Below are 26,061 nucleotides of genomic sequence, written 5' to 3' on the forward strand. Positions count from 1 at the left end.
ATCAGAGGAAGCCCTTCAAGGCGTTACCCTATCATTTGACTTCTCGAAATAATAGTTCTGCTGAATATTGAATCAGCGCCTAACCTTTTCAGTTAGGAACGTGTCGCACAGTTGTATCATTTAACTGTAGTTGTCCTACATAAGTTGAAAAGTACCTTGATAATATTTCATATCCTTTTTGAGACATCGTGTAATGAGGTGCTTCAAAGGCAACAGGATATAGTTTAGCATCTACAAGTTCTTGAATTCCTTTTTCAATATGATTTTTCGTATATTTTTCCTCGAATTCTTCCCCTTTTTTTACATATTGGTTATATGCCTCTATATTTGGAAAGTCATCTTTTGTCTTCGGTTTTTCATGCTTCGGTTGGCGAATTGGTTGATCTTTTTTGACATCCCAAAATTCAAAGCCCTCACCTGTTTCACTGTCATAAAATTGGTGAGTATAACCATGCATAATAATTGCTGCACCATCATCTTGCATAGAGCGTAAAAGATCAACTAGTTCTGGTTTATCTTTTAAATGTATTATCTTTCCTGTATCTGGATCTTTATATACCGGAATAACAGTAATCATGTAAGGCATCTTTTTCTCTTTTAGTAATTTAGCAATTTCTTTCAATTGATTTATATCTGCTGCTGGGTGAACATCCTCAAGACGTAAATAAGCTTCAACTTTATTTTTCGTTGGTTTTTGGCTGAAATAAGAAAATAACATTTCACCGACGTAATGAGACATCCAGTCAAAGAGGTTAGGTGTTGCGACATAATAAGATATTTCATGCTGAACGATTAGTGGGTTAGTGTTATTTGAGCTTAAAGCGTTAGCAAGCACAGTTCCATTCGTATCAAATGATTGAATTAATCGTTCCTCTTCTAAGGTATTTTTTAGCTTCTTTTCTGGATATTCAATTTTATTAACTCGTATATCGTCACTCTTCAATGTAATGAAAGAAAAACGCTTAGATAATTGTTCAACATTTTGTCCTAATACTAATAAAGGGCCGGAGAAGTTTTCTAGAAATTGTTTCGTTTCATCAGAAAACGCTTCTTTTGTTTCACCGATATAAACAATATGTGTATAGGAGGATACGTTATTAATTGAAGTTGCTTCTTTTAAGTTTTTTACGGTTATATCATTTGTAAAATGTCCTAATTGAGTATTAAGGATTTGGACATTATTTGAAACTTTATCGTCTTGTGTACTATACAAAACAAGTACTTTTGGTTTTGATGATGTTTGTGCAGAGGTGTAGGTAGGGATGAGTAGTAAAATGCTGAACAAGAGTGTTAGGCATTTTTTCATTTTGTACGCTCCTATTCTATATATAGAGTTCAGTTTACAATTATATACAAAAAATGCGTTATAGTCTATGAAAGTTACATTTTTGCACGTATTTACCAGCTGTTTTTTCACAAAATCGGTCTAAAGCATGATGATAATACGTATAGTTATTTGCTATGATAAAAGAGTAATAGAATGTAGGTAATTGTAAAGGGAAGGCTGAAAGGGGACAAATTTCAGCGGAGAAAGAGGTAGAGGTAGTGAAGAAATTCTTTGTAGGATTTTTAGTTGTTCTTGGAGTATATTTATATTTCCAAGGAAAGTCTGAAGGAATGGATAAGCTAGTGAATGGAACAAGCTATGTTGATTCAGAAGAAGCAAAACAGATGAAACAAATCATTATAGAGGAAGCGAAGAAAGTAAATCTTCCGGAATGGATACCTCTTGCAATTGCCGAGCATGAAAGTCGATTAAATCCAAGAAGTGTTGGAGATAATGGAACTTCATTTGGATTGTTTCAACTACACCGCGGCGGCGGGCTTGCACCAGAACATTTAACTGATGATGAGCTGAAAGATCCACGTACAAATGCGCAAATTGCAATGCCGCATTTAATGAAAGGATATAAGCGTGGGGTGCAAAAAGGTTTGACTGATTTTGCATTACTGAAATATATAGCGAATACATCTGGATGGCCAGGGAATTTAGGGCCAGAGTGGACGGATAATAACATGAAGTATAACATCGGATTAGAAGATGTGTACTATCGAAATAAAGGTGTAATAAAGTGAAACTTTAATCAGTGGGGGAGTCTGTTCATCCCCCGCTGATTATTAGTCTTCACCAATCGGGCTTTTACGAGCAGTTAATCTTCCGCCTAAATTCTAGCGTTTTCCGGATTTTGAGGTGGAAGTTTTACTGCTCGTTAATGCGGGGTAAAAGAGTAGGTTTTCTATACCTACTCTGTTTTTTTATGAATAATTTCATCCTTTTCTTTCGTGAAATACTGCGTGAGTTGTATTTTCACCTCTTCTAGTTTTGTAGAAACTTGCGGTATTTTATATCCTACATACAATGGTGAAACGACAAATCTAGGTACAACTTTACAAATGATTTTTCCATTTAAGTAATAGAAGAATAAGTTATAACTACTGCATCCTTTATGGAAATCTATCAGTATGTAACGTACAGTTTGCTGAATGTAATTTGCCATTTCATCTATATATGAAATATTATCAATGATTATATTGAATTCAGTGAAGCCAATAATGGGATGCTCTGAAATATTAAGCTCAATGCGTTCATTTTTTTGAACAATTACTCCTTGGAAATTTTCTTCTTCAATATTTTCAAGATAATTTACATATTTCATTCCGATAATTTGCATGTGTGCATGATGCAAACTTCCACCTGAAAATGGACCGTGATTTTTGTATAAAATTACAGATGCAAATTCTTCGTTCTTCTGTAAGTGTAACCAATGTTGAATAGAAAATTGCATTAATTTTCGCATATGTTCTTCTGTATATGTTGCGATATGATCTTCGCAATTATCCGTTTCAATCAGCACCGTTTGAAATGTATCTTGTAATGTAGGAAATTTATTTTTTAACCAAATAATAGAACCATCAGTTGCTAAAATATCCGTTAAATGTTCTTTATCGCAAAATGGACATGCAGCGCTTCTATTCCGAATACTTTCTGGTTTTTGTTTACCGATATCGTTTAAAAAATATAGTTGTTGTGTATCCATTTGTATATATGCCCCTTTAAAATATGTGTAAAAATCCCGCTTAATACATTCGGGAAAAGGAGAAGGAAATCCTCTAAAGACAATATGGAAAAAATAAAAGACAAGATATCCTCATTACGATAGGGTACCTTGTCTTTTATTTTTTCTCTAATAGTGTGTATGGATAATATAGAACATTTTCATTATTTTTCTTTTTTCTATTTTTTATTGTGTATAAAGTGATTGCTGTGCTTGCAATTATAATAATGGCTTTCTTCATATTCATATACCCCTTTTTATTGTTGGTTTAATTCTTGGCTAACTGCTTTTGCATCGACTAAAGCGTGTAAAATCATTTTCACCATGTTCATCATATTTCTTCACTCCTTTTTATAGTTCATTTAGTTCTTTTACAACTGCTTGTCCGTTCACTAATACCTCAAAGATTGCTTTTACGATTTCTTTCATCATGTTTGTTTCCTCCTTGTGTTTGTCACTCTTGTTTTACATCTTTATTGTATAGGGAGGCATCTTTTCGTACTATCGCTTTCCATTACGTGAACATAACAGTTTTGTAAGATTTGATGTCACTTATTGAAATGTTTAGTCTATCTTCATTATTTTCAGAAAAATGACTATTCAAACATGAAATTGGAAAGTATAATAAAGAAGTAAGTATTAAATTCCGTACGAAAGGGGTGAATGAGATGAAACGTTCTTTAGCTGCGCGTGCCAAATTTTTAGATTTTATCTATTTTTGTCGTGCGATTTTTCATGATGTAGTTGTTAACGGGATACGTATGCCCTTTTTTAACAATTGCATAGTGACTATTGAACGATAGAAATCTCTTCACCCATTTTTAATAAACGTGTGAAAAGGGAGCTATTTGGCTTCCTTTTTCTATGCCGAAAACCATGGGGAATGTTTCTTTCTCATGGTTTTTTATATTGAAAGGAGTACGGAAAATGACTATTTGTAGTGTAAATAATGTAACGAAATCTTTTGGTGGAAACATCATATTTGAAAATATATCGCTTGAAATAAAGAATGGTGAACGTGTTGGGTTAGTTGGTCGTAACGGTAGTGGGAAGACAACAATCTTTGGGCTTCTAACGGGAATGGAGAGTTTGGATGCAGGAGCCATTCATATGAAGAAAGGTACACGTATTGGTCATGTCGCACAAATTCCGAAGTTTGATGAGGCCATGACTGTATATGATGTATTGAGTTCCGCTTTTAAAGTAGAAAAGGAATTAGAAAAAGAAATGCATGTTCTAGAAAAAAATATGGCGGAGGAGCAGGAACAATCTTCTTTGAAAAAGCTAATGGAGAGGTACGGAATAATTCAAGAAAAATTTGCATTTCTCGGTGGTTATGAAATAGAGGCAAATATAATGAAGGTAGCAAATGGCTTACAAGTAACAGACTTATTTCCAAGAGTATTTACGGAATTAAGTGGAGGAGAACAGACGAAAGTAAGCCTTGCATATATGCTATTGCAGAAACCAGATTTACTTCTATTAGATGAACCAACAAATCATTTAGATTTGTTTGCAGTTGAATGGTTAGAGAAATTTTTAAAAGAATATAATGGAACAGTTATGGTTATTTCACACGATCGCTATTTCCTTGATGAAGTTGTAACGAAAATTTTTGATCTGGAAGATGGAGAGATTCACGTGTACCATACGAATTATTCTCAGTTCGTTGAGGAGAAGGAAGAAAGATTACTTCAAGAGTTTCAAGCTTATCAAGAGCAGCAAAAGAAAATAAAGAAAATGAAAGAAGCAATTAAGCGCCTACGTGAATGGGCAAATCAAGCGAATCCTCCGAATGAAGGATTGCATAAAAGAGCGAGGAATATGGAACGTGCGTTAGAGCGTATAGAGAAATTAAAGAGGCCAATTTTAGAAAGAAAACAGATGGGTCTTCAGTTTGAAGGGCAAGAGAGAAGCGGAAAAGATGTTGTTGTAATGAAAGAAGTGAGTAAAGGTTTTGCTGGCCGACCTTTATTTGAACAAGCGAATTTACATGTTCGTTTTCAAGAGCGTACTGCTATCGTTGGTCGTAATGGTACAGGAAAGACTACATTATTAAAACTACTATTAGAAGAAATAAATCCAGACGTTGGTGAAATTCGCATTGGCAGTAGTGTCAAAATTGGTTATTTATCACAACATGCATATGAAAATATGAAGAGTAATGTATTGGAAGCGTTTAGAGAGTATGTGGCTGTAACAGAAGGAGAAGCAAGACATATATTAGCTAAGTTTTTATTTTATGGTCCAGCGGTGTTTAAGAAAGTAACACAACTGAGCGGTGGAGAAAAAATGAGGTTAAGACTTGCGCAACTTATGTATCAAGACATCAATTTTCTAATTTTAGATGAGCCGACAAACCACCTTGATATTGAATCAAGGGAAGTTTTAGAAGAAGCCCTTGAGCAATATAATGGGACGATTTTAGCTGTTTCACACGATCGATATTTTTTAAATAAGTTATTTGAAAAGACGTACTGGATTGATAGATGCAAATTATTTGAGTTTGCAGGAAATTATGCATGGGCTCGTCAAAAGTGGGAGGAAAAGCTTGAGAAGCAAGTAATAAAGCAGAAACGCCAAGGGAGAAAAAGTGTTGAAACGGTTTCTGTAAAAGAGAAAGAAGCTAGGAATCTTGAAGAGATTGAAAATGAGTTAATGCATGTAGAAGAAGATATATATGCAATAGAATGTGGAATGGAACATGTAGCTGATGTTGAAAAACTTGAAAAATTATATGAGGAAAAAACGAAGAAAGAGTTGTTACGAGCAGATTTATATAATGAATTAGAGAATATTGTGGAGTAATGAGTAGAAAGCCACTTCCTTTCAGTTTTGCTGGAGGAAGTGGCTTTCTTCATAATGATATTTTGCTTTAAAGGTTAAATGAAGCGATGTGTTTCACGTGAAACAGTAACTTAGATAAATCCGTGTTCCTCAATTTGCATAGCTTGTGAAACATATGAAAATAATAAGGTGAAAAATAAATGTCATTAGTGGTTTTTGGATAGGAGTAATTACAAAAACAAAGGCTAATTATTTCCCGAGAGATAAAGTGAGGGCCTTTACGGGCACCCCGACCCAGACCTAATTTCTTTTGCTTTCGCTGAATTTTGAGGTGGGGGTCTTACTGCACGGCAAATAGCGGGATAAATATGTGTAACAGAGACTAGTGAATGGAAACGAAAAGAGAGCAAAGTTACAGCTTTACGCGCTGAACTCTGCTCTCTTTTTGCGTGGCATCTTCTCTCGTTGAAATTATAATAGCGATCCCGAGCATAATAAAAAAAGCTAAAAAGAGGACGAACTTTGGGAAGAACGGGAATAGTAATAGCGCTCCGACTATCATAATTGTTAATAATACGTAGTGCAGGACGTATTGGAATAGGTTGTCCATATTTTCGCCCCCTTTTTGGTAATTGGTTATTAGTATTCTATGTTTCATGCTGAAGGAATAGAAGTAGATTTTTAAGTTTTAATACGAATTATAGCTGAGTTTTCTTAAAGTATAAATGTAGAGTGGTAATTTTGGGAAAATTCTCAAAATATTTATTTAGAAAGAATTGACAAAACATAATGAACGATATAAGCTAATAACCATAAAGTCTACCGGAAAGGTCGGAATAAGATTGTTACCCCTCAAAAACATCTATTTTTTTCTGATTAAAACCGACTTTTCCGATTGGCTATAAATGTGCTGTGGGAGGCATACATAAGCTAATAAGTTCAAAGGGTATAACTATTAAACAGTTAGGGTGGGGACAATGAAGAAAAAGACAAAAAAATGGGCTGGTGTATTTTCAGTATTACTGAGTAGTTCGCTTGTGTTATCTGCTTGTGGGGGACAGGAGGATACGGCTTCTACAGAACCAGTAAAAAAGCAGGATTTAAAAGACTCTAAGATTGAATCAATTCCAGCTACAGATAAAAAGAAAAGTCCAGAGAAAGCAAATCAACGAAAAGATACTTTCATTACAGCCATTTCTAAGCCAGGGGGAGTTTTCCTTCCGTATTTCCAAGATAATGGTTGGGATGGAAATGTAACGTCGGTTATTTTTGCTTCATTAGTAACAACAGACAAACAAAGTAAACCTATTCCGGATCTTGCGGAAAAATGGGATATTTCTGCTGACCAGTTAACATATACATTCCATTTACGTAAAAATTTAAAATTTAGTGATGGGTCGCCTCTAACAGCGGATGACGTAGCATTTACATTAACACTACTTCATGATAAAGCGTATGAAGGTGGATTGGATATTGCTCAGTATGCTGTTAAAGGTGGGAAAGAATATAAAGAAGGAAAAGCAACTTCTATTGAAGGAATCCAAGTTGTTGATCCACAGACAATTAAAATTACAACTGAAAAAGTTAATTCACAGGCGCTAACGAATTTAGGTGGCCCAGTGCTATCAAAAGCTTATTATGGAAAAGATTATAAACAAAATACAAGTTTAGACTATTTAAAAGCATTATATGGGCAACCAATTGCAGCGGGTCCATATAAATTTGAAAAATATGTTCCAGGTCAAGAAGTCCGCTTTGTTGCTAACGAAAATTATTATGCAGGTAAACCAAAAATTAAAAACTTTATTTACAAAATCACATCAGGTGATACTGGATTCTAATTATTCCAAACAGGTGAACTGGACTATAGTGGGTTTAGAGCGAATCCTGAAAATATAGACCAATTAAAAGGATTAGAGTTTGCAAATATTAATCTTGAATCATCAAGTGATATTGCTTATATCTATGTAAATAATAAGAAGTCGTATTTGAAAGATAAAAGGGTACGCCAAGCACTTACTTATGGATTAGACCGTAAGAAGTATGTGGATACAGCTTTACAAGGCTATGGCTCTGTCGCTAACGTACCAATTGCTCCAGTTTCATGGGCATATACAGAAGAAGGTATTAATAAATATCCGCATGACGTAGAAAAGGCTAAAAAATTATTGGATGAGGCTGGTTGGAAAGTAGGTTCTGACGGGGTTCGTGAAAAAGATGGTCAAAAATTAAAATTAACATACTACGCATCAAATACAGGTAAAACAAATGATATCTTTATTCTGATTGCAAAAGAAAGTTACAAAGAAATTGGTGTTGAATTAAATCCAGAGTTGATGGACTTTAATACGATGCTTTCAAAAGTAGGAAAAGGTGACTACGATTTAGCGGCAGTTTCAACACCAGGAATTAGTGATCCAAGTGAAGTTGTAAGTGAGTACTTATCAACTAATCCAAAAAGTGATACGGGTTATAATAATCCGAAAGTAGATGATTTGATTGTAAAAGGTATAGGAACGACAGATATTGAAAAACGTAAAGCGATTTATAAAGAGCTGTATAAAGAGTTAAGTGATGATCCACCAGTTATTTTATTAAACTATCGTAAACTACTTTATGCTCATAATGCACGTATAAAAGGAATTGATCCAGAAAAGTACGATAGCATCAGTTCCAACTTACCAGTGTTATCTATTGAACAATAAGGGTTGACCTAAATAATAGAAGACGTTTTTTCACACAGCAATGGAATGGTAGCTGTTTTGAAAAAATGTTCTTCTATTTTTAAGTAAATAGGATTGGGGAGACAAAAGGTGAAAACATATATCATTCGTAGGTTTCTACAAATGATTCCTACATTGTTTGGTACGTCTATTATTATCTTTTTCTTATTTGCACTCTTACCGGGTGATTATATCGATTCAAATCCAAAATTAACACCAGAGAGAGCTCAAGAATTAAGAGAGTTGTACGGTTTAAATAAACCGATTATTGAAAGGTATTTTCATTGGTTAGTGAATGCTTTGCATGGTGATTTTGGATTTTCTTTACAGTATCAAGAACCGGTAACTTCATTACTTAATAAATTCATTTGGAATACATTTATTGTTGCTGCTGCAGCTTTATTTTTCACTTGGATTATTGCTCTTATTATTGGGGTTATTTCTGCAACAAAGCAGCACTCTTGGTTTGATAGATTGGTAACAATCGGTGTCTTTGCAGCAATGTCATTTCCATCATTTTTTATCGGACTATTTTTAATTAAATTATTAGCAGTTGATTTAAAGTTATTACCTATTGGTGGCATGATTGATATTGGGAGTAACTCAACAGGGATAGCATACATATTAGAAGTATTACGTCATATGATTCTACCTGTATTTATTTTAACGCTTCTTGGTGTAGGATCGTTAACACGCTATTTTAGAACTGGCATGTTGGATGTTATTAGGCAAGATTATATTCGTACTGCTCGTGCAAAAGGTTTAAAAGAAAGGACCGTTATTTATAAACATGCATTGAAAAATGCAATTTTGCCAGCAATTACATTACTCGCTTTTGAATTACCGGGTTTATTTTCAGGAGCTATTATTATTGAACAGATTTTTAATTGGCCAGGGATTGGGAGTATTCAATTAGAAGCATTAAACTTCCGTGATTATACGGTATTAATGGCCTTTACAATGTTTCTTTCTTGTTTAACAATTATGGCTAATTTCTTAGCTGATATTGTATATGCGTTTGTTGATCCAAGAATTCGATTGAAGTAAGGGGGGAAAGATATGGAGACTATTACACCCATAATAGAGAAAAAGAAAGAACGGAAAAAAAGAAATGAATCATCACCATGGCGCCAAGCATATAAAAAAATCAAGAAAAATAAGATGGCACTGTGTGGCTTATACGTTTTAATATTTATGTTTTTATTTAGTTTTATCGGTCCAATCTTTTCACCGTATGCTGATGGGAAAGTATAAGTAACACAAATTAATAAACCACCCAGCCTGTCACATTGGCTTGGGACAGACCAGTTGGGACGGGATATTTTAACTAGACTTATGCAAGCAGGGCGTATTTCATTAACAATCGGTTTAGCGTCGATGCTACTATCCGTTATACTAGGAGCTCTATTAGGAGCAATTGCTGGTTTTTATCGAGGAGTTGTAGATCATTTAATTATGCGTGTTGCAGATGTGTTAATGTCCATTCCAGGATTACCACTACTTATTATAATGGGAGCAATTTTATCAGAATGGAAATTACCATCGGAGTACCGTTTATATGTTGTAATGATTATTTTAAGTTTAGTAGGATGGCCAGGACTTGCCCGTCTTGTGAGAAGACAAATTTTAACATTGCGGGAGCAAGCCTTTATGCAAGCGGCAGATGTATTAGGATTAAAAGATTCTCGAAAAATCATTCATCATCTAATTCCTAACGTTTTTCCGTTACTTATTGTTGTAGCAACTTTGGGTGTGGCTGGATCTATTTTAAGTGAGTCCGCACTAAGTTACTTAGGCCTCGGAGTCGTTCCACCTACACCATCATGGGGGAACATGATTAGCGCAGCTAACTCATTAATCGATTTCCAAAAGCGTCCATGGTTATGGATTCCGCCCGGTTTTGCAATCTTTATAACAGTTGTATCAATTAATTTACTTGGTGATGCACTTCGTGATGCGTTAGATCCAAAGATGAGACGGTAGGTGAGAAGATATGAGTAAAGCGGTAGTAGAGCTGAAAGACTTACAAACACATTTTCAAACTGACGAGGGGACAGTAAAGGCTGTGAACCATGTTAGCTTTGCGGTTCGAGAAGGGGAAACAGTTTGTGTAGTAGGAGAATCAGGTTGCGGAAAGAGTGTAACAGCTTTATCTATTATGGGGCTTATTGCTGAATCTGGTAGTGTAGTGGGTGGAGACATTTTATATGAAGGAAAAAGTCTTTTAGGAATGAAAGAGAAAGAACTTCGTAGTTTACGAGGCAATGATATTGCAATGATTTTCCAAGAACCGATGACATCGCTAAACCCCGTCTTCACTGTAGGGGAGCAAATTGTAGAAACGTTAAGAGAACATGAATTACTTAGTAAAAATGAAGCATATAAGAAGGCAATTGAGTTAATTCGTAAAGTTGGCATAGCCCGCGCTGATGAAATCGTCCATTCTTATCCGCATGAACTGAGCGGTGGGATGTTACAACGTATTATGATTGCTGTTGCGCTTAGTTGTAATCCTAAGTTATTAATTGCAGATGAACCAACAACAGCTCTTGATGTTACCATTCAGGCTCAAATATTGGATCTACTAAGACAAGTGAAAGAAGAATTTAAAACGTCGATTTTATTAATTACACATGACTTAGGTGTCGTAGCGGAAATGGCTGATTATGTTGTCGTTATGTATGGCGGGAAAGTTATTGAAGAAGCCCCAGTACTAGAGATATTCCAAAATCCAAAACATCCTTATACGAAAGGATTATTGAAATCAAAACCAGTAATGGGAAAACGAATAGATAAACTATATTCTATTCCAGGGCAAGTTCCGAATTTAGTTGGTTTAGGTGAGTTTTGTTACTTTAGTGGGCGTTGTGAGCATTGTATGGAAATATGTGAAAAAGAAGCCCCCAATCTAAATGTAAATGATGAAAATCATAAAGTAGCTTGTTGGTTATATGAGGAGCGTGCGGAACAATGAGTGAACCATTATTAGAGGTGAAAAACCTAAAGGCATATTTTCCAATTAAGGGTGGCGTATTTAGTAGAACAATTGGGCATGTAAAAGCAGTTGATGGAGTAAGTTTTACTATTAATAAAGGTGAAGTGTTTGGTCTCGTTGGTGAATCAGGGAGCGGGAAAACAACAATAGGAAAAACAATTTTACGCCTCGTTCAAAAAACGGAGGGAGAAGTGAAGTTTAAAGGAAAAGATGTTCATTCTTTATCCAAGGATGAATTAAGAAAACATCGCCCTAATATGCAGCTCGTTTTCCAAGATCCATTTAGCTCATTAAATCCGAGAATGAGAATTGGAGAAGCGCTTGGAGAGCCAATGTTGGCCCACGGATTAGCAACGAAAGAAAATGTGCGTGAAAAGGTAATTGAAGTATTGGAGTTATGTGGATTAGCTCCTTATCATATTGACCGGTATCCCCATGAGTTTTCTGGTGGACAACGTCAGCGTATCGTAATCGCAAGAGCTATGGTATTAAATCCAGAATTCATTGTAGCTGATGAACCTGTAGCGGCACTAGATGTATCTATCCAAGCACAAATTATTAATTTATTTAGTGAGTTACAGGAGAAAAAGGGATTATCTTATTTATTCATTTCGCATGATTTAAGTGTAGTAGAACATTTATGTACGAAAATCGGAATTATGTATTTAGGTACGATTGTGGAGACAGCACCGCGTGATGAGTTATTTACCAATCCGCTACATCCTTATACGAAAGCATTGTTATCAGCTGTTCCAATACCAGATCCAACAGTGAAGCGAGAACGAATTATACTAGAAGGGGATATTCCAAGTCCAGCAAATCCACCTTCGGGCTGTCGTTTTCATACACGTTGCCCATTTGCAACGGATGTTTGTAAAAAAACAGTACCAGAATTCCGTAATGTTGGTGTAGAGCATTTTGTTGCTTGTCATCACGTATAAAAAAGGACTCTTTCAAATTGAAAGAGTCCTTTTTTTATTTACTAGATGAAGTTTGTTTCAATACAAATTGCTCGATTGCGTGAGCAACACCATGTTCATTGTTTGTTAGTGTTACAACATCACATAGCTTTTTTACATCTTCTTCAGCGTTGCCCATTGCAACAGATAAGCCCGCTACTTCTAACATCGGTACATCATTAAAATTATCACCAATAGCAACTGTATCTTCAATAGGGATATTAAAATGAGCTGCCATCTGCTGTATCCCGTTTCCTTTATGTCCATTCTTATCCATAATTTCTAAGTTAGTAGGAGCCGATGCTGTAACCATAATATCAGCATCCTCTTGTAATATACTTAATAGCTGTGCGCGATGCGCTGCATTAAACGTTAAAATGAAGAATTTAGATATTTCTAGTTCTTGGTTATTTACAACATCTTCTATTTTTTTGAAATCAGTAATTAGGTTCGATTTCTTTTGCTTTTCTGTAATTCGTTCAAGTTCCTCTAATGTAACATCAAGCGCATGCTTATTTTCTTCGAATGCTTGCATCACTTGATCTTGCCATGTATATGGAGAATAAACTCCTTTATTTGTATATAGCTTATATGGGAAACCTTCAGATTCTAGTAATTTTGCAAGTTTGTACACTTTGTCGTTTTGTATACAACGCGAGTTAATTACTTTTCCATCCACATAAACAATAGCCCCATTGCTTGCTCCGACTGGAAGAGATAATTTATATTCTTCCAATAGCTTTAAAGCATCCTCTTTCGCACGACCAGAACAGATCATTACAATATGACCGGCTTCTTGTGCAGTTTGGATTGCTTGTAGGTTTTCTTTGGAGATTTCAAGATTAGATGATAGTAGTGTACCATCCATATCTAATGCGATTAATTTCAAAATGACCACCTCTTTGTTTTTATTATACATAGTTATATAGAGGAAACATATAAACTTATCTTGGAAAGACGGTATTTTATCTCATATTAAAAGTAAGTAAAGATTAGATAGGTTTAGTGGCACTAAATAAACAATTTGTAACAAAAATAGAGAGGAATATGACTACATTTCACTTTATGACTGTAATGTTACACGAATGTTACAAACGTGAACTTAGTGAAAAATGCATTAAGTAAAGGTTTTTGAGGGTTATTATAAAAAAACGTAAAAAAAGTGTAATAAATTTTACGTAATTATATTGCAACGTAATAATAGTTATGTTACATTAATGTTACAAACGTTACGTTATCAAATTTAATGTAACGTTAACATAAAAACTATGAAATAAACATTTCTTAGAAATTACATATAGATAACTTATAAAAAGGGAGGATAAATGATATGAAAGAGCAAGTATTACAAGTAACAAAAGGTGACTTTGTAGGATCAGCAAGTGGAGCAGTAGTATTAACAGCGTTAATCGTATTTCTATCAAGCGTATTAGTATAATAGAAGCTTTGCAACAAAAGAAAAAGAAGGGAGAATGAAAGATATGAAAGAGCAGGTATTACAAGTAACAAAAGGTGACTTCGTAGGATCAGCAAGTGGAGCGGTAGTATTAACAGCATTAATCGTATTTTTATCAAGCGTATTAGTATAATAGAAGTTTTGTAATAAAAGAAAAAGAGAGGAGAATGAAAGATATGAAAGAGCAAGTATTACAAGTAACAAAAGGTGACTTCGTAGGATCAGCAAGTGGAGCGGTAGTATTAACAGCGTTAATCGTATTTCTATCAAGCGTATTAGTATAATAGAAGCTTTGTAACAAAAGAAAAAAAGGAGGATAAATGATATGAAAGAGCAAGTATTACAAGTAACAAAAGGTGATTTCGTAGGATCAGCAAGTGGAGCGGTAGTATTAACAGCATTAATCGTATTTTTATCAAGTGTATTAGTATAATAGAAGTTTTAAATTAAACAAAAAAGGAAGGAGAATGAGGGATATGAACAATGAACAAGTGTTTCAAGTAACAAAAACAGATTTATTAGGATCCTTAGGTGGAGCGGTAATATTAACATCATTTATTCTATTCCTTGCAAATGTATTAGTATGAGATATATAAATACAATCATTCAAAAAAAATAAAGACTCTAACGTATTAGTAAGTAGTTAATATGTTGGAGTCTTTTTTATATTCTTCTTATATACCCTCAAGTATTAAAGTTACCTCATTATCCAGCATTCATGGCTAATTAAACGCTGCGGTTGAAACTTGATTCAACGAATAATCAAAAATCCACTGAATAAAATCCCGCTTTATTTCAAAGAGAAAAAAGTCGAATTTTATATGTAAGAAAAAAAGAGGAATTTGACAGAAAAGATAGAAAATTTTAAAGGTCAGAATTTGTTAGCTTGCTAACTAATTTCTATTAATTAATGTTGGAAGCGTTTTCGGTTGGTTTTAAGTATGGACCATTTAATCTATTTACAGGGGGATGAAGATATTATGAAACAAAAATCTATGGATACGCTAGCTGCACAAATGGAGGACTTTTTTCCAGTACGTGATGTAGATCATTTGGAATTTTACGTAGGGAATGCAAAGCAATCGAGTTATTATCTTGCGAGAGCGTTCGGATTCAAAATTGTAGCTTACTCTGGATTAGAAACTGGAAACCGTGAAAAGGTATCTTATGTTCTTGTGCAAAAAAATATGCGTTTCGTTGTGTCTGGAGCTTTAAGTAGTGAAAATCGTATTGCAGAGTTTGTAAAGACTCATGGTGATGGCGTGAAGGATGTGGCACTACTTGTTGATGATGTTGATAAAGCATACTCAGAAGCAGTGAAACGTGGTGCCGTCGCAATTGCTCCACCGCAGGAATTAACAGATGAGGACGGTACATTGAAAAAAGCAGTTATTGGTACGTATGGTGATACAATTCATACGCTTGTAGAGCGTAAAAATTATAAAGGGGCATTTATGCCAGGATTCCAAAAGGTAGAATTTAATATTCCATTTGAGGAGTCTGGTTTAATTGCTGTTGATCATGTAGTTGGTAATGTTGAAAAAATGGAAGAGTGGGTTAGTTATTACGAGAATGTTATGGGCTTTAAACAAATGATTCATTTTGATGATGACGATATTAGTACAGAGTATTCGGCGTTAATGTCAAAAGTTATGACGAATGGAAGTCGTATTAAGTTTCCTATTAACGAACCAGCAGACGGAAAGAGAAAGTCACAAATTCAAGAGTATCTAGAATTCTATAATGGAGCTGGTGTACAACATCTTGCTTTATTAACAAGTGATATTGTTAAAACAGTTGAAGCGCTTCGTGCAAATGGGGTGGAGTTTTTAGATACACCTGATACTTATTACGATGAGCTAACTGCACGAGTTGGAAAAATCGATGAAGAAATTGATAAGTTAAAAGAATTAAAGATCTTAGTAGATCGTGATGATGAAGGTTACTTACTACAAATCTTTACGAAACCAATTGTAGATCGTCCGACTTTATTTATTGAAATCATTCAACGTAAAGGTTCTCGTGGATTTGGTGAAGGAAACTTTAAAGCGTTATTCGAATCAATTGAAAGAGAACAAGAGCGTCGCGGAAACTTATAAGATTTGTATCCACCAGCAAAAGTCCCTTTGCTGGTGGAAATTTCATTTTTATAAGGAGGAATTAGGATGAAATTTGTTACATTTTGTCTTCCTTCAAAAGAACTACGGGCTGGATGGCTTGAAGGTGACAAAGTAATAGATATGAATCTTGCTAGTGAAGGGAAAATCCCTTCTTCTATGATGGATTTTTTAGAGAAAGCGGATGAGTATGTAGAAGTAGTGCGGAATATTAAGAATCCAAATAAGGGTATATATGCTTTAGAAGAAGTACAATTGACAGCTGCTCTTCCTAATCCGAGTAGTATTCGAGATTTTTACGCATTTGAACAACATGTAAAAACAGCTCGTGGACGAAGAGGATTAGATGTTGTGCCTGAATGGTATGATATTCCGGTTTTTTATTTTACTAATCATCGTGCTGTAATTGGTTCCGGTGATTTTGTAATTGGTCCGAAAAAGTCTAAAAAGCTTGATTATGAGTTGGAGATTGCTTGCGTAATAGGAAAAGAAGGGCGAAATATTTCTCGTGAGCAAGCAGAGGAATATATTTTTGGTTATTGTATTATGAACGACTGGAGTGCGAGAGACTTACAAGCAACAGAAATGAAAGTAGGTCTCGGTCCAGCGAAAGGAAAAGACTTTGCAACTTCTTTAGGAGCACATCTCGTTACGAAAGAGGAATTAGACGTTTATCGTAATGGTGATCGATATAATTTAGAAATGACTGCTCATGTAAATGGAAAACTATTATCAAAAGGAAACTTCCAAGATATTTACTATACATTTGCTGAAATGATTGAACGTGCTTCAGAGGACGTTACGTTATATCCAGGAGATGTGATTGGTTCTGGGACAGTAGGAACAGGATGTATTTTAGAACTGGGTACAGAAGAGTGGCTACAAGATGGAGATGTTGTAGAACTGTCGATTACTGGTTTAGGTACACTACGTAATACGATCAAAAAAGAAAAGGAAGCGGGTGATGGGCATGTTTTATCGTCACATGGGAGAACTACCTCATAAACGACATGTACAATTTCGTAAAAAAGATGGGTCGCTTTATCGTGAACAGGTAATGGGAACAAAAGGTTTTTCTGGTACGCAGTCTATTTTGTATCATCATTATATGCCAACAGAAGTAGGTCATTCTGCATTATCGCATTCTTGTCAGTTGCAGTATGAAGAGGATGTTGCTCTTTCTCATCGCCACTTTCGAACGAAAGAAAGTAAAAAAAGTGGTGATGCAATAAGTGGACGTAATTTCATACTTGGAAATGAAGATTTGTTAATTGGAGTAGTGAGTCCAACAGAAAAAATGGATTATTTCTATCGTAATGGTGATGGCGATGAAATGTTATTTGTTCATTATGGAACAGGGAAAATTGAAACGATGTTTGGAACGATTCACTATAGAAAAGGCGACTATGTAACGATTCCAATTGGAACGATTTATCGTGTTATTCCAGATGAAGGAGAGACTAAGTTTCTTGTTGTAGAGGCAAATAGCCAAATTACAACGCCGCGTCGTTATCGAAATGAATACGGACAATTGTTAGAGCATAGTCCGTTTTGTGAAAGAGATCTTCGTGGTCCAGAAAAATTAGAGACATATGATGAAAAAGGCGAGTTTGTCGTAATGACAAAATCAAGAGGCTATATGCATAAACATGTTTTAGGACACCACCCGTTAGATGTTGTTGGATGGGATGGCTATTTATATCCGTGGGTATTTAATGTAGAGGATTTTGAACCAATTACAGGGCGCATTCATCAGCCACCGCCAGTACATCAAACATTTGAAGGGCATAATTTTGTTATTTGCTCTTTCGTACCACGTTTATACGATTATCATCCAGAGTCAATTCCAGCACCATATTATCATAGTAATGTTAATAGTGATGAAGTTCTTTACTATGTAGAAGGAAACTTTATGAGTCGCAAAGGTGTGGAAGAAGGTTCTATTACACTTCATCCGAGCGGGATTCCCCATGGACCGCATCCGGGGAAAACAGAGGCAAGTATAGGGAAGAAAGAGACGCTTGAATTAGCTGTTATGATAGACACATTCCGTCCGCTTCGTATTGTAAAACAAGCACATGAAACAGAAGATGAAAAGTATATGTATAGTTGGATTGAACAAGGTTCATATACTGTGAAATAAGTAAAAAAGGCATGCTCTCAATAAGGGGGCATGCCTTTTTCACGGAATCGACATGTATAATAATACCAAAAAAATAATGGAAAGATATATAGAAAGAATAATAAGGATCGTGCATATTCAGAAGAATTTCTACTTGTTTCGACAAAAGTATTGACTAGGAAAAGCGTAATGAGTAAAATAAAAAAGCGAATTAAAAATTTTCAGAAAATTTAAAACTTGGAGGAGTGAAAGATGAAGCAAATTTTTCAAAAGAAGCCAATTGCAAAGTTAATGCATGAAAGTAAGCAAAAAACGTTAGCAAGAACATTGGGTGCGCTAGATTTAACTATGCTTGGAATCGGAGCAATTGTTGGAACTGGTATTTTTGTTCTAACGGGTGTTGTGGCAGCGAAACATTCTGGGCCAGCTATTATATTATCATTTGCGATTGCCGCGTTAGCTTGTGCCTTTGCTGCATTTTGTTATGCTGAATTTGCTTCTTCAGTTCCTGTCTCGGGCAGTGTGTATACGTATACATACGCGACGATGGGGGAAGTGTTCGCATTTTTAATTGGCTGGGACTTAATGCTTGAATATTTACTTGCTACATCTGCTGTAGCAAACGGTTGGTCTGCATATTTTCAATCTTTATTAAAGGGGTTTGGAATTCACATTCCGACTATTCTCTCCTCGGCTCCTGGTACAGGAAAGGGTGGAATAATTGATCTACCTGCAGTTCTAATTATTTTAGTGATGACAGTTCTTTTATCTAGGGGTGTTCGTGAAAGTGCACGAGTAAATAACATTATGGTATTTATTAAAATAGCAGTTGTTCTTATTTTTATCTTTGCTGGTTTTAATTATGTGAAACCTGAAAACTGGACGCCCTTTATGCCATTTGGTTTAGATGGTGTAATGGCTGGAGCGGCTACAGTATTCTTCGCATTTATAGGATTTGATGCAGTTTCAACAGCGGCAGAAGAAGTGAAACGTCCGCAACGTGATTTACCAATTGGTATTATTGCATCGTTATTAATTTGTACAGTTCTTTATATCGTTGTTTCGCTTATTTTGACAGGAATTGTTCCATACGGCCAGCTAAATATATCAGATCCAGTTGCTTTTGCACTTCAATTTATTGGACAAGATGGTTTAGCGGGGGTAATTTCAGTAGGAGCAATTACAGGAATTACAACAGTAATGCTAGTTATGATGTATGGGCAAGTTCGTGTTTCTTATGCGATGAGCCGAGATGGTTTACTGCCGAAGCGTCTTGCTAAAGTTCATCCGAAATTTAAAACGCCATTTTTAAATACATGGACAACGGGGATTATTGCGGCACTGATTTCAGGATTAATAGATTTAAATGTTTTAGCACATCTTGTAAATATGGGGACATTGTCAGCATTTGCACTTGTAGCTGTTGCGGTAATCGTAATGAGAAGAACTCATCCAGACTTACCAAGGGCATTTAAGGCTCCGCTTGTACCATTTTTACCAGCATTAACAGTGATTTTCTGTTTATACTTAATGCTTCAGTTATCAGGGACAGCGTGGATTAGTTTTGGGATATGGATGGTTATTGGTATAGCGGTTTACTTCTTATATAGCCGAAAACATAGTGCTTTAAATAATAGTAAAAAAGAAGAAGATGTTGCAAATTTATAAGCGAAAAAATCCATTCTAATTCTGTTAGAATGGATTTTTTTATTTGAAAATTTACATTTTTCTGAACTTGTTATAAGATAATTGTTGGCTAACTAAAGGGGTGGAATGATGAAAAATACGTGGCGTGAGTTAAGGGAGATGGACCGTAACGTATGGATTCGATTTATTGGAGAGACGTTAAATGGAATTGCAATGATGATGTTAATGCCTTTTTTTGCATTATATTTAAAAGATAAGGTAGATTCGTTGTTGGAAGTTGGGGTTATTATGGCGCTTTCTCCAATTGCTGCAAGCTTTGGATCACTTATAGGAGGGAGAATTGCTGACATATATGGAAGAAAGCCTATTATGATATTTTCTATGGCAAGTAATGCATTATTAATGCTCGGTTTTCTATTTATAGAAGGATTTATTCCATATGCAATTTTATCTATTTTTTTAGGGTTGAGTAATTCTTTATTTCATCCAGCTGCATCAGCTATGGTCGCGGATGTAACGGCACCAGAAAAAAGAACAGAGGCATATGGTTTATTACGAATGGGACACAATATAGGTGCTGCGATTGGTCCGATAATGGGAGCATCAGTAGTTGTGTTGTCAAAGAACCTTGTGTTTATTATTGCCTCTTCTACAATGCTATTTTATGCGTTACTTGTATTACTTCTTATTCAAGAGACGATGCCAAAGAGTATAGATAAGGAAGAACATAAAGAAAAGGAATCTGGGGCAGTTTGGAAAATTGTAATGCGAGATAAGGCATTAATGATTTACTTATTAGCAGGTATTATCATTTCGATGGGGTTTTCTCAAACGGAAGGCATGCTGCCACTACATTTTGATAATGAAATGAAGCGTATTTTTGGAACGAATAATCCATATCCATATTTAATGGCGTTAAACGGACTATTAGTTGTTTTATTCCAGTTTCAAATTTCAAAATGGGCTACGGATAAACCAGTTGGGAAGACGATGTTATATGGTGCATGTTTATTCGGGATTGGATTATTTTTTATAGGGTGGTTACCGAAGTGGTTTGGAGAATTTAATACAAATGCTACAATTATTTTAATAACACTACTGTTCGTTTATGCTATATATACGTTAGGTGAAATGATTATGTCGCCTGTACAGATGACATTTGTAGCAAATTTGGCCCCTGAGCATTTGAGAGGGACTTATATGGGAGCTGCAAGTTTGCAGTGGATTACAGGAAGCGCATTTGGCCCACTTTTGGGAGGTTTTTTATTAGATCGGTTACTTGGTCACCTTCTATTTACAATTTTAGCTGTAGGATGTGTAGTTGCAGGTATTGTATATGTTTCTTTAGATCGCCTTGTTGAGCAAAGGCAAAAAGACACACTAACCAAACAATCTTCTTAGTGAATAGGTGACATACACAAAAAAGGGGATTTCTACATATTTTAGGTACATAACTAGATTAGATTGCCATTTTATTTTGTGTAGCTATATAGAAAATGAAATGAAAAACCAATAAGTGATGTTATTTAATTATTTATGGAAGTTACATTTTATTTCAAATAGGAACTACCTATTTTTATAAAAAGTGCTAAAATAGAAAAATGAAAACAATTGGTTAGGGTGATTTCATTGACGAAAATTAAATTAGGTTTATTATATGGTGGAAAATCAGCTGAGCATCAAGTTTCGCTACAGACGGCTCTTGCTGCTATTAAAGCGTTAAATCAAGATAAATTCGAGATTCATCCAATTTATATTACAGAACAAGGTCAATGGGTACGCGGTGAGCGTATTGAAGGCGAAGTAACAGATGTTGAAGCTTTAAAAATGAGCGGTGCAGAAAATGCGATTTCTCCGTTATCATTAAGTACAGAAATTATCCCATCTGCAGCTTCTGAGGAGAACGCTATTGACGTTATTTTCCCATTACTACATGGACCAAACGGTGAAGATGGAACGGTTCAAGGACTATTAGAATTAATGAATATCCCTTATGTAGGAAATGGTGTTCTAGCATCATCTGCTGGTATGGATAAAGTTGTTATGAAAAACATCTTTGCAGAGGCTGGTTTAAAACAAGCAAAATATGCATCCTTCATTCGTAGTGCATGGGAAAAAAATCGTGAGGAAGCTTATTCTAAAGTAGAAGATAAGTTAGGATATCCTTGCTTCGTAAAACCAGCGAACCTTGGTTCAAGTGTTGGTATTAATAAGTGTAAAAATCGTGAAGAACTTGAGGATGCATTTGTAGAGGCATTCCAATTTGATCGCAAAATTATTGTAGAAGAAAATATTGTAGGTCGTGAAGTAGAAGTTGGGGTACTAGGTAATGATGAGCCGAAATGTTCAGTTGTAGGTGAAATCGTTCCGAAAAAGGACTTCTATGATTATAAGTCGAAATATATCGATGGTGATACGGCGCTAATTATTCCAGCTGAAATGACAGAAGAAGAATCTAATGTAATTAAGCGTGATGCAATTATTGCATTCCAATCATTAGACGGTGCAGGTTTAACGCGAGCTGATTTCTTCTTAACGAAAGATGGAGAAGTGTATATTAACGAAGTAAACACAATGCCAGGATTTACACCGTTCAGTATGTTCCCTCTATTATGGCAACATACTGGGTTACCGTATCCAGAATTAATCGAAGAGCTAATTCGTTTAGCGATTGAACGTCACGAAGAAAAACAAAAAATTAAATATACAATCTAACAAAAAAGGAGGAAGCACTATTCGTAGGAATAGTGCTTCCTCTATGTAAGGAGCGTTTCTATATGATAAAGCGAATGTTAAAGCAAGTGGAACAGATGGTAAATGGTACTGGATTAGCAGAGCAATATGAGGGAATTACTATTCAAGGCGTGTCTATTGATACAAGAAAAATTGAAAAAGGAAACTTGTATGTTCCGATTCAAGGGGAGCGCTTTGATGGACATGCTTTTGTAGATAAAGCTGTTGAAAATGGAGCTGTGGCTACATTATGGATGAAAGATGTAGCGAATCCACCTGAGAATCTTCCGGTTATTTTTGTGGAAGACACGCTATCCGCATTGCAAATGTTAGCGAAAAACTATCGTGATCAATTGGATGTTAAAGTTGTAGGTGTAACGGGTAGTAACGGTAAAACATCTACGAAAGATATTGTAACAAGTCTTCTTGCGACTAAATTCAAAGTGCAAAAAACAGAAGGGAACTTCAATAACCATATCGGATTACCTCTTACCATTTTAAACTTAGAAGAAACTACAGAAGTAGCAGTATTAGAGATGGGTATGTCAAGCCGAGGCGAAATTGAATTCTTATCTAAGTTAGCTCGTCCTAATGCAGCTATCATTACGAATATTGGTGAGGCACATTTAATGGATTTAGGATCTCGTGAGGCAATTGCTGAAGCGAAATTAGAAATTGTTACAGGGTTACAAGAAGGTGGCGTGTTCGTATATAACGGAGATGAGCCTTTATTAACGAATCGTGTTCCTGAAATGAATTTAGCAACAGAAACGGTTACGTTTGGTGATGCAAGAGCAAACGATTATTATCCAATGACTGTAACATTACAAGCAACTGGGACACATTTCAAAATGAATAGAGATGAAAATATTTCATTCTACTTACCGGTGTTAGGAAAACATAATGTGTATAATACACTTGCTTCAATGGCAATTGCGAAACATTTTGGTGTAACGTGGGAAGAGATGAAAGAAGGTTTAGTAACACTTCAAATGACGGGCATGCGTATGGAAATTGTGAAAACAAATAGTGGTTTAACAATTATCAACGATGCTTATAATGCAAGTCCGACGGCTATGGAAGCAGCATTCCATTTAATGAATGGTTTAGATGGTTTTGCTAAAAAAATCGTTGTGCTCGGTGATATGTTAGAACTTGGAGATCAAGAAGTACAGTTCCATTATGAGGTAGGAAAATTAATCGATCCAGCAAAAATCTCGCATGTATTCACATACGGTAGATTAGGGGCTCAAATTGCTGAAGGAGCGAAAATTAATTTCCCTAATGAACGTGTAAAGGCGTATGATAATAAAGAAGAGTTAGTAAAAGATTTACAAGCAGTAGTCGATGTGAAAGATGTTGTATTAATAAAAGCATCTCGCGGTATGAAATTAGAAGAAGTAATTACGATGTTGAAATAATTGGTGTATATAAATAGGGATGATAGTTACGAAAATAGAAGAAACTTATAATAAGCGCTTACAGTAAATATAAAAAAATAAAAGTGAAGAAAAAAACTCTGAATATGAAAATAAGGTAACAGTTGGGTTTGCTTTTTACACATACAAAACTTATAATTGATAAAGTGTAATAACGTTTAGAAGTATTTTCGTGAAGAATATACGCCCGTTTATATACGTGAGCATTCAGGAAAAGGGCTTTTCCGCAAATTCGGAAAACGCCTTTTTTTAAATGATAAGTATAGGATAGAAAAGGAGAAGTAACATTGACAACATTTCGAGAATTAGGATTAAGTGATTCTTTACTGCAATCTGTTGAAAGTATGGGCTTTGAAGAGGCTACACCAATTCAAGCTGAAACAATTCCACATGCATTGCAAGGTAAAGATATTATTGGGCAAGCGCAAACAGGTACAGGGAAAACAGCAGCATTCGGATTACCACTATTAGATAAAGTGGATACACATAAAGAATCGGTTCAAGGTATTGTTATCGCGCCAACGCGTGAATTAGCAATTCAAGTTGGAGAAGAATTATACAAAATTGGTAAGCATAAACGTGTTCGCATTTTACCAATTTATGGTGGTCAAGATATTAACCGCCAAATTCGTGCTCTAAAAAAACACCCACACATTATTGTTGGTACGCCGGGTCGTATTTTAGATCATATTAACCGTAAAACACTTCGTCTGCAAAACGTAGAGACAGTTGTTCTTGACGAAGCGGATGAAATGTTAAACATGGGCTTCATTGAAGACATTGAAGCAATTTTAACAGATGTGCCAGAAACACATCAAACATTACTATTCTCAGCGACAATGCCGGATCCAATCCGCCGTATTGCTGAGCGTTTCATGACTGAGCCTCAACACATTAAAGTAAAAGCAAAAGAAGTAACAATGCCAAACATTCAGCAGTTCTATTTAGAAGTGCAAGAAAAGAAAAAGTTTGACGTGTTAACACGCTTATTAGATATTCAATCTCCAGAGCTTGCAATCGTATTCGGTCGTACAAAGCGCCGTGTTGATGAATTATCAGAAGCATTAAACTTACGTGGTTATGCTGCAGAAGGTATTCATGGTGATTTAACTCAGGCGAAACGTATGTCTGTATTACGTAAATTTAAAGAAGGTTCTATTGAAGTTCTTGTTGCAACAGACGTTGCTGCACGTGGTCTTGATATTTCAGGCGTAACGCACGTATATAACTTCGATATTCCACAAGATCCAGAATCATACGTTCACCGTATCGGTCGTACTGGTCGTGCAGGTAAAAAAGGTATTGCAATGCTATTTGTAACACCACGTGAATCAGGACAATTAAAAAATATCGAGCGTACAACAAAACGTAAAATGGACCGCATGGATGCACCGACACTTGACGAGGCATTAGAAGGTCAACAACGTTTAATCGCTGAAAAGCTTCAAAGCACAATTGAAAATGAAAACTTAGCATACTACAAGCGTATTGCAGAAGAAATGTTAGAAGAAAATGACTCTGTAACAGTAGTAGCTGCTGCTTTAAAAATGATGACTAAAGAGCCGGATACAACTCCGATCGCTTTAACATCAGAACCACCTGTTGTTTCAAGAGGTGGCGGTTCTAAAAAACGCGGCGGTAACGGAGGCGGATACCGTGATGGTAACCGTAATCGTAGTCGTGATGCACGCGGCGGTGGCGATGGACGTAATCGTGACCGTAACCGTGATGGACGTAATCGTGACGGAAACCGTGATCGCAATCGTGATGGTAACCGCGATCGTAATCGTGATGGTGGTAGTCGTGGTCGTAGAGGTGAAGGCCAAGGTCGCCCTGGTTCTTCAAATGGACGCGGCGAAAGAAAACATCATAGCCGTCCACAAGCTTAATAAAAAAAAGAGAATGCCCTTTGCGGGCTGGTCATCTCCCTGTCAAGTAGACAGTAATAAAAAGAGTATTATGCCACGGCCTTTTCCCGATATTCTATCGGGGAAAGGCCGTGAAGTTTTTCTTGGAATCTTTCTGTA

The 26,061-nt window shown here is 35.6% G+C and carries 24 protein-coding genes and 3 pseudogenes; 21 read left to right on the forward strand and 6 right to left on the reverse strand.

Annotated elements, in window-relative coordinates:
- Window positions 1–109 precede the first annotated feature (109 nt).
- Window positions 110–1,306: pseudogene (locus ACS2CR_RS27170) on the reverse strand (DUF2334 domain-containing protein); the annotation flags it as partial.
- 239 nt (window positions 1,307–1,545) lie between these two features.
- On the opposite strand from ACS2CR_RS27170, the gene ACS2CR_RS27175 reads away from it, so the two are divergent.
- Window positions 1,546–2,076, forward strand: coding sequence for a transglycosylase SLT domain-containing protein (locus ACS2CR_RS27175; RefSeq protein ID WP_000713248.1), 531 nt, complete (start codon window positions 1,546–1,548; stop codon window positions 2,074–2,076).
- A 167-nt stretch (window positions 2,077–2,243) separates the two neighbouring features.
- On the opposite strand, the gene ACS2CR_RS27180 is transcribed toward ACS2CR_RS27175, so the two are convergent.
- Both ACS2CR_RS27180 and ACS2CR_RS27185 read right to left on the reverse strand, forming a co-directional pair.
- Window positions 2,244–3,038: a DUF4931 domain-containing protein gene (locus ACS2CR_RS27180; RefSeq protein WP_016119007.1), complete on the reverse strand. Its 795-nt coding sequence runs from the start codon at window positions 3,036–3,038 to the stop codon at window positions 2,244–2,246.
- Between the two features lie 136 nt (window positions 3,039–3,174).
- On the reverse strand, window positions 3,175–3,303 hold the full coding sequence (locus ACS2CR_RS27185) for a hypothetical protein (protein WP_001998915.1): 129 nt from the start codon (window positions 3,301–3,303) through the stop codon (window positions 3,175–3,177).
- A gap of 421 nt (window positions 3,304–3,724) precedes the next feature.
- On the opposite strand from ACS2CR_RS27185, the gene ACS2CR_RS27190 reads away from it, so the two are divergent.
- Together ACS2CR_RS27190 and abc-f are read left to right on the forward strand one after the other, a co-directional pair.
- Window positions 3,725–3,859 carry an RAxF-45 family protein gene (locus ACS2CR_RS27190; RefSeq protein ID WP_000830643.1) on the forward strand — a complete coding sequence of 45 codons (135 nt, stop codon included), beginning with the start codon at window positions 3,725–3,727 and terminating at the stop codon, window positions 3,857–3,859.
- Window positions 3,860–3,983: 124 nt separating this feature from the next.
- A complete protein-coding gene (abc-f, locus tag ACS2CR_RS27195) occupies window positions 3,984–5,864 on the forward strand; it encodes a ribosomal protection-like ABC-F family protein (protein WP_053514329.1) in 1,881 nt (626 codons plus the stop codon).
- Between the two features lie 391 nt (window positions 5,865–6,255).
- Here abc-f and ACS2CR_RS27200 read toward each other — a convergent pair whose 3' ends face one another.
- Window positions 6,256–6,453 (reverse strand): hypothetical protein, encoded by a 198-nt coding sequence (locus ACS2CR_RS27200; protein WP_000369254.1) that lies wholly within the window; start codon window positions 6,451–6,453, stop codon window positions 6,256–6,258.
- A 367-nt stretch (window positions 6,454–6,820) separates the two neighbouring features.
- Between ACS2CR_RS27200 and ACS2CR_RS27205 the strand changes: the two are divergent.
- From ACS2CR_RS27205 to ACS2CR_RS27225, 5 genes and pseudogenes are all read left to right on the forward strand, one after another.
- Window positions 6,821–8,548: pseudogene (locus tag ACS2CR_RS27205) on the forward strand (ABC transporter substrate-binding protein).
- A gap of 108 nt (window positions 8,549–8,656) precedes the next feature.
- Window positions 8,657–9,613, forward strand: a complete 957-nt coding sequence (locus ACS2CR_RS27210; RefSeq protein WP_000860687.1) for an ABC transporter permease — start codon at window positions 8,657–8,659, stop codon at window positions 9,611–9,613.
- A 12-nt stretch (window positions 9,614–9,625) separates the two neighbouring features.
- Window positions 9,626–10,549, forward strand: a pseudogene (gene opp4C, locus ACS2CR_RS27215) (oligopeptide ABC transporter permease).
- 10 nt (window positions 10,550–10,559) lie between these two features.
- On the forward strand, window positions 10,560–11,540 hold the full coding sequence (locus ACS2CR_RS27220) for an ABC transporter ATP-binding protein (RefSeq protein ID WP_000030767.1): 981 nt from the start codon (window positions 10,560–10,562) through the stop codon (window positions 11,538–11,540).
- On the forward strand, window positions 11,537–12,502 hold the full coding sequence (locus ACS2CR_RS27225) for an ABC transporter ATP-binding protein (RefSeq protein WP_001294485.1): 966 nt from the start codon (window positions 11,537–11,539) through the stop codon (window positions 12,500–12,502). Before ACS2CR_RS27220 ends, ACS2CR_RS27225 begins: the two co-directional genes overlap by 4 nt.
- 34 nt (window positions 12,503–12,536) lie before the next feature.
- Here ACS2CR_RS27225 and ACS2CR_RS27230 read toward each other — a convergent pair whose 3' ends face one another.
- Window positions 12,537–13,409: a Cof-type HAD-IIB family hydrolase gene (locus tag ACS2CR_RS27230; protein ID WP_000766421.1), complete on the reverse strand. Its 873-nt coding sequence runs from the start codon at window positions 13,407–13,409 to the stop codon at window positions 12,537–12,539.
- Window positions 13,410–13,850: 441 nt separating this feature from the next.
- Between ACS2CR_RS27230 and ACS2CR_RS27235 the strand changes: the two genes are divergently transcribed.
- From ACS2CR_RS27235 to ACS2CR_RS27295, 13 genes are all read left to right on the forward strand, one after another.
- Window positions 13,851–13,958, forward strand: coding sequence for a DUF3948 family protein (locus tag ACS2CR_RS27235; protein WP_000664237.1), 108 nt, complete (start codon window positions 13,851–13,853; stop codon window positions 13,956–13,958).
- Window positions 13,959–13,992: 34 nt separating this feature from the next.
- The gene (locus tag ACS2CR_RS27240; protein ID WP_000654250.1) at window positions 13,993–14,109 is read left to right on the forward strand and encodes a DUF3948 family protein; all 117 of its coding nucleotides are present in this window, start codon (window positions 13,993–13,995) and stop codon (window positions 14,107–14,109) included.
- A 43-nt stretch (window positions 14,110–14,152) separates the two neighbouring features.
- Window positions 14,153–14,260, forward strand: coding sequence for a DUF3948 family protein (locus tag ACS2CR_RS27245; protein ID WP_000664237.1), 108 nt, complete (start codon window positions 14,153–14,155; stop codon window positions 14,258–14,260).
- Between the two features lie 41 nt (window positions 14,261–14,301).
- Window positions 14,302–14,409, forward strand: coding sequence for a DUF3948 family protein (locus ACS2CR_RS27250; RefSeq protein WP_000664237.1), 108 nt, complete (start codon window positions 14,302–14,304; stop codon window positions 14,407–14,409).
- 43 nt (window positions 14,410–14,452) lie between these two features.
- Window positions 14,453–14,563, forward strand: coding sequence for a DUF3948 family protein (locus tag ACS2CR_RS27255; protein ID WP_053514328.1), 111 nt, complete (start codon window positions 14,453–14,455; stop codon window positions 14,561–14,563).
- Window positions 14,564–14,956: 393 nt separating this feature from the next.
- Window positions 14,957–16,075: a 4-hydroxyphenylpyruvate dioxygenase gene (gene hppD, locus ACS2CR_RS27260; protein WP_000810922.1), complete on the forward strand. Its 1,119-nt coding sequence runs from the start codon at window positions 14,957–14,959 to the stop codon at window positions 16,073–16,075.
- 66 nt (window positions 16,076–16,141) lie between these two features.
- Window positions 16,142–17,098 carry a fumarylacetoacetate hydrolase family protein gene (locus ACS2CR_RS27265; protein ID WP_053514327.1) on the forward strand — a complete coding sequence of 319 codons (957 nt, stop codon included), beginning with the start codon at window positions 16,142–16,144 and terminating at the stop codon, window positions 17,096–17,098.
- Window positions 17,064–18,236 carry a homogentisate 1,2-dioxygenase gene (locus ACS2CR_RS27270; RefSeq protein ID WP_013141710.1) on the forward strand — a complete coding sequence of 391 codons (1,173 nt, stop codon included), beginning with the start codon at window positions 17,064–17,066 and terminating at the stop codon, window positions 18,234–18,236. The genes ACS2CR_RS27265 and ACS2CR_RS27270 overlap by 35 nt, the downstream gene beginning before the upstream one ends.
- Before the next feature lie 231 nt (window positions 18,237–18,467).
- Window positions 18,468–19,883, forward strand: coding sequence for an amino acid permease (locus ACS2CR_RS27275; RefSeq protein WP_000809349.1), 1,416 nt, complete (start codon window positions 18,468–18,470; stop codon window positions 19,881–19,883).
- A 108-nt stretch (window positions 19,884–19,991) separates the two neighbouring features.
- Window positions 19,992–21,263 (forward strand): MDR family MFS transporter, encoded by a 1,272-nt coding sequence (locus ACS2CR_RS27280; RefSeq protein WP_000799726.1) that lies wholly within the window; start codon window positions 19,992–19,994, stop codon window positions 21,261–21,263.
- Between the two features lie 228 nt (window positions 21,264–21,491).
- Window positions 21,492–22,577, forward strand: coding sequence for a D-alanine--D-alanine ligase (locus ACS2CR_RS27285; RefSeq protein WP_000161427.1), 1,086 nt, complete (start codon window positions 21,492–21,494; stop codon window positions 22,575–22,577).
- A 62-nt stretch (window positions 22,578–22,639) separates the two neighbouring features.
- A complete protein-coding gene (gene murF, locus ACS2CR_RS27290; RefSeq protein WP_153602732.1) occupies window positions 22,640–24,016 on the forward strand; it encodes a UDP-N-acetylmuramoyl-tripeptide--D-alanyl-D-alanine ligase in 1,377 nt (458 codons plus the stop codon).
- 305 nt (window positions 24,017–24,321) lie between these two features.
- Window positions 24,322–25,923: a DEAD/DEAH box helicase gene (locus tag ACS2CR_RS27295; protein WP_000206585.1), complete on the forward strand. Its 1,602-nt coding sequence runs from the start codon at window positions 24,322–24,324 to the stop codon at window positions 25,921–25,923.
- A gap of 68 nt (window positions 25,924–25,991) precedes the next feature.
- Here the strand turns inward: ACS2CR_RS27295 and ACS2CR_RS27300 are convergent.
- Window positions 25,992–26,061 (reverse strand): IS3 family transposase (locus tag ACS2CR_RS27300; RefSeq protein ID WP_325782447.1); only part of this gene is annotated, 70 nt, incomplete at its 5' end.

Origin of the sequence: Bacillus cereus group sp. BceL291 (genome assembly GCF_051776705.1) — a bacterium.
Classification (GTDB): Bacteria; Bacillota; Bacilli; order Bacillales; family Bacillaceae_G; genus Bacillus_A; species Bacillus_A cereus.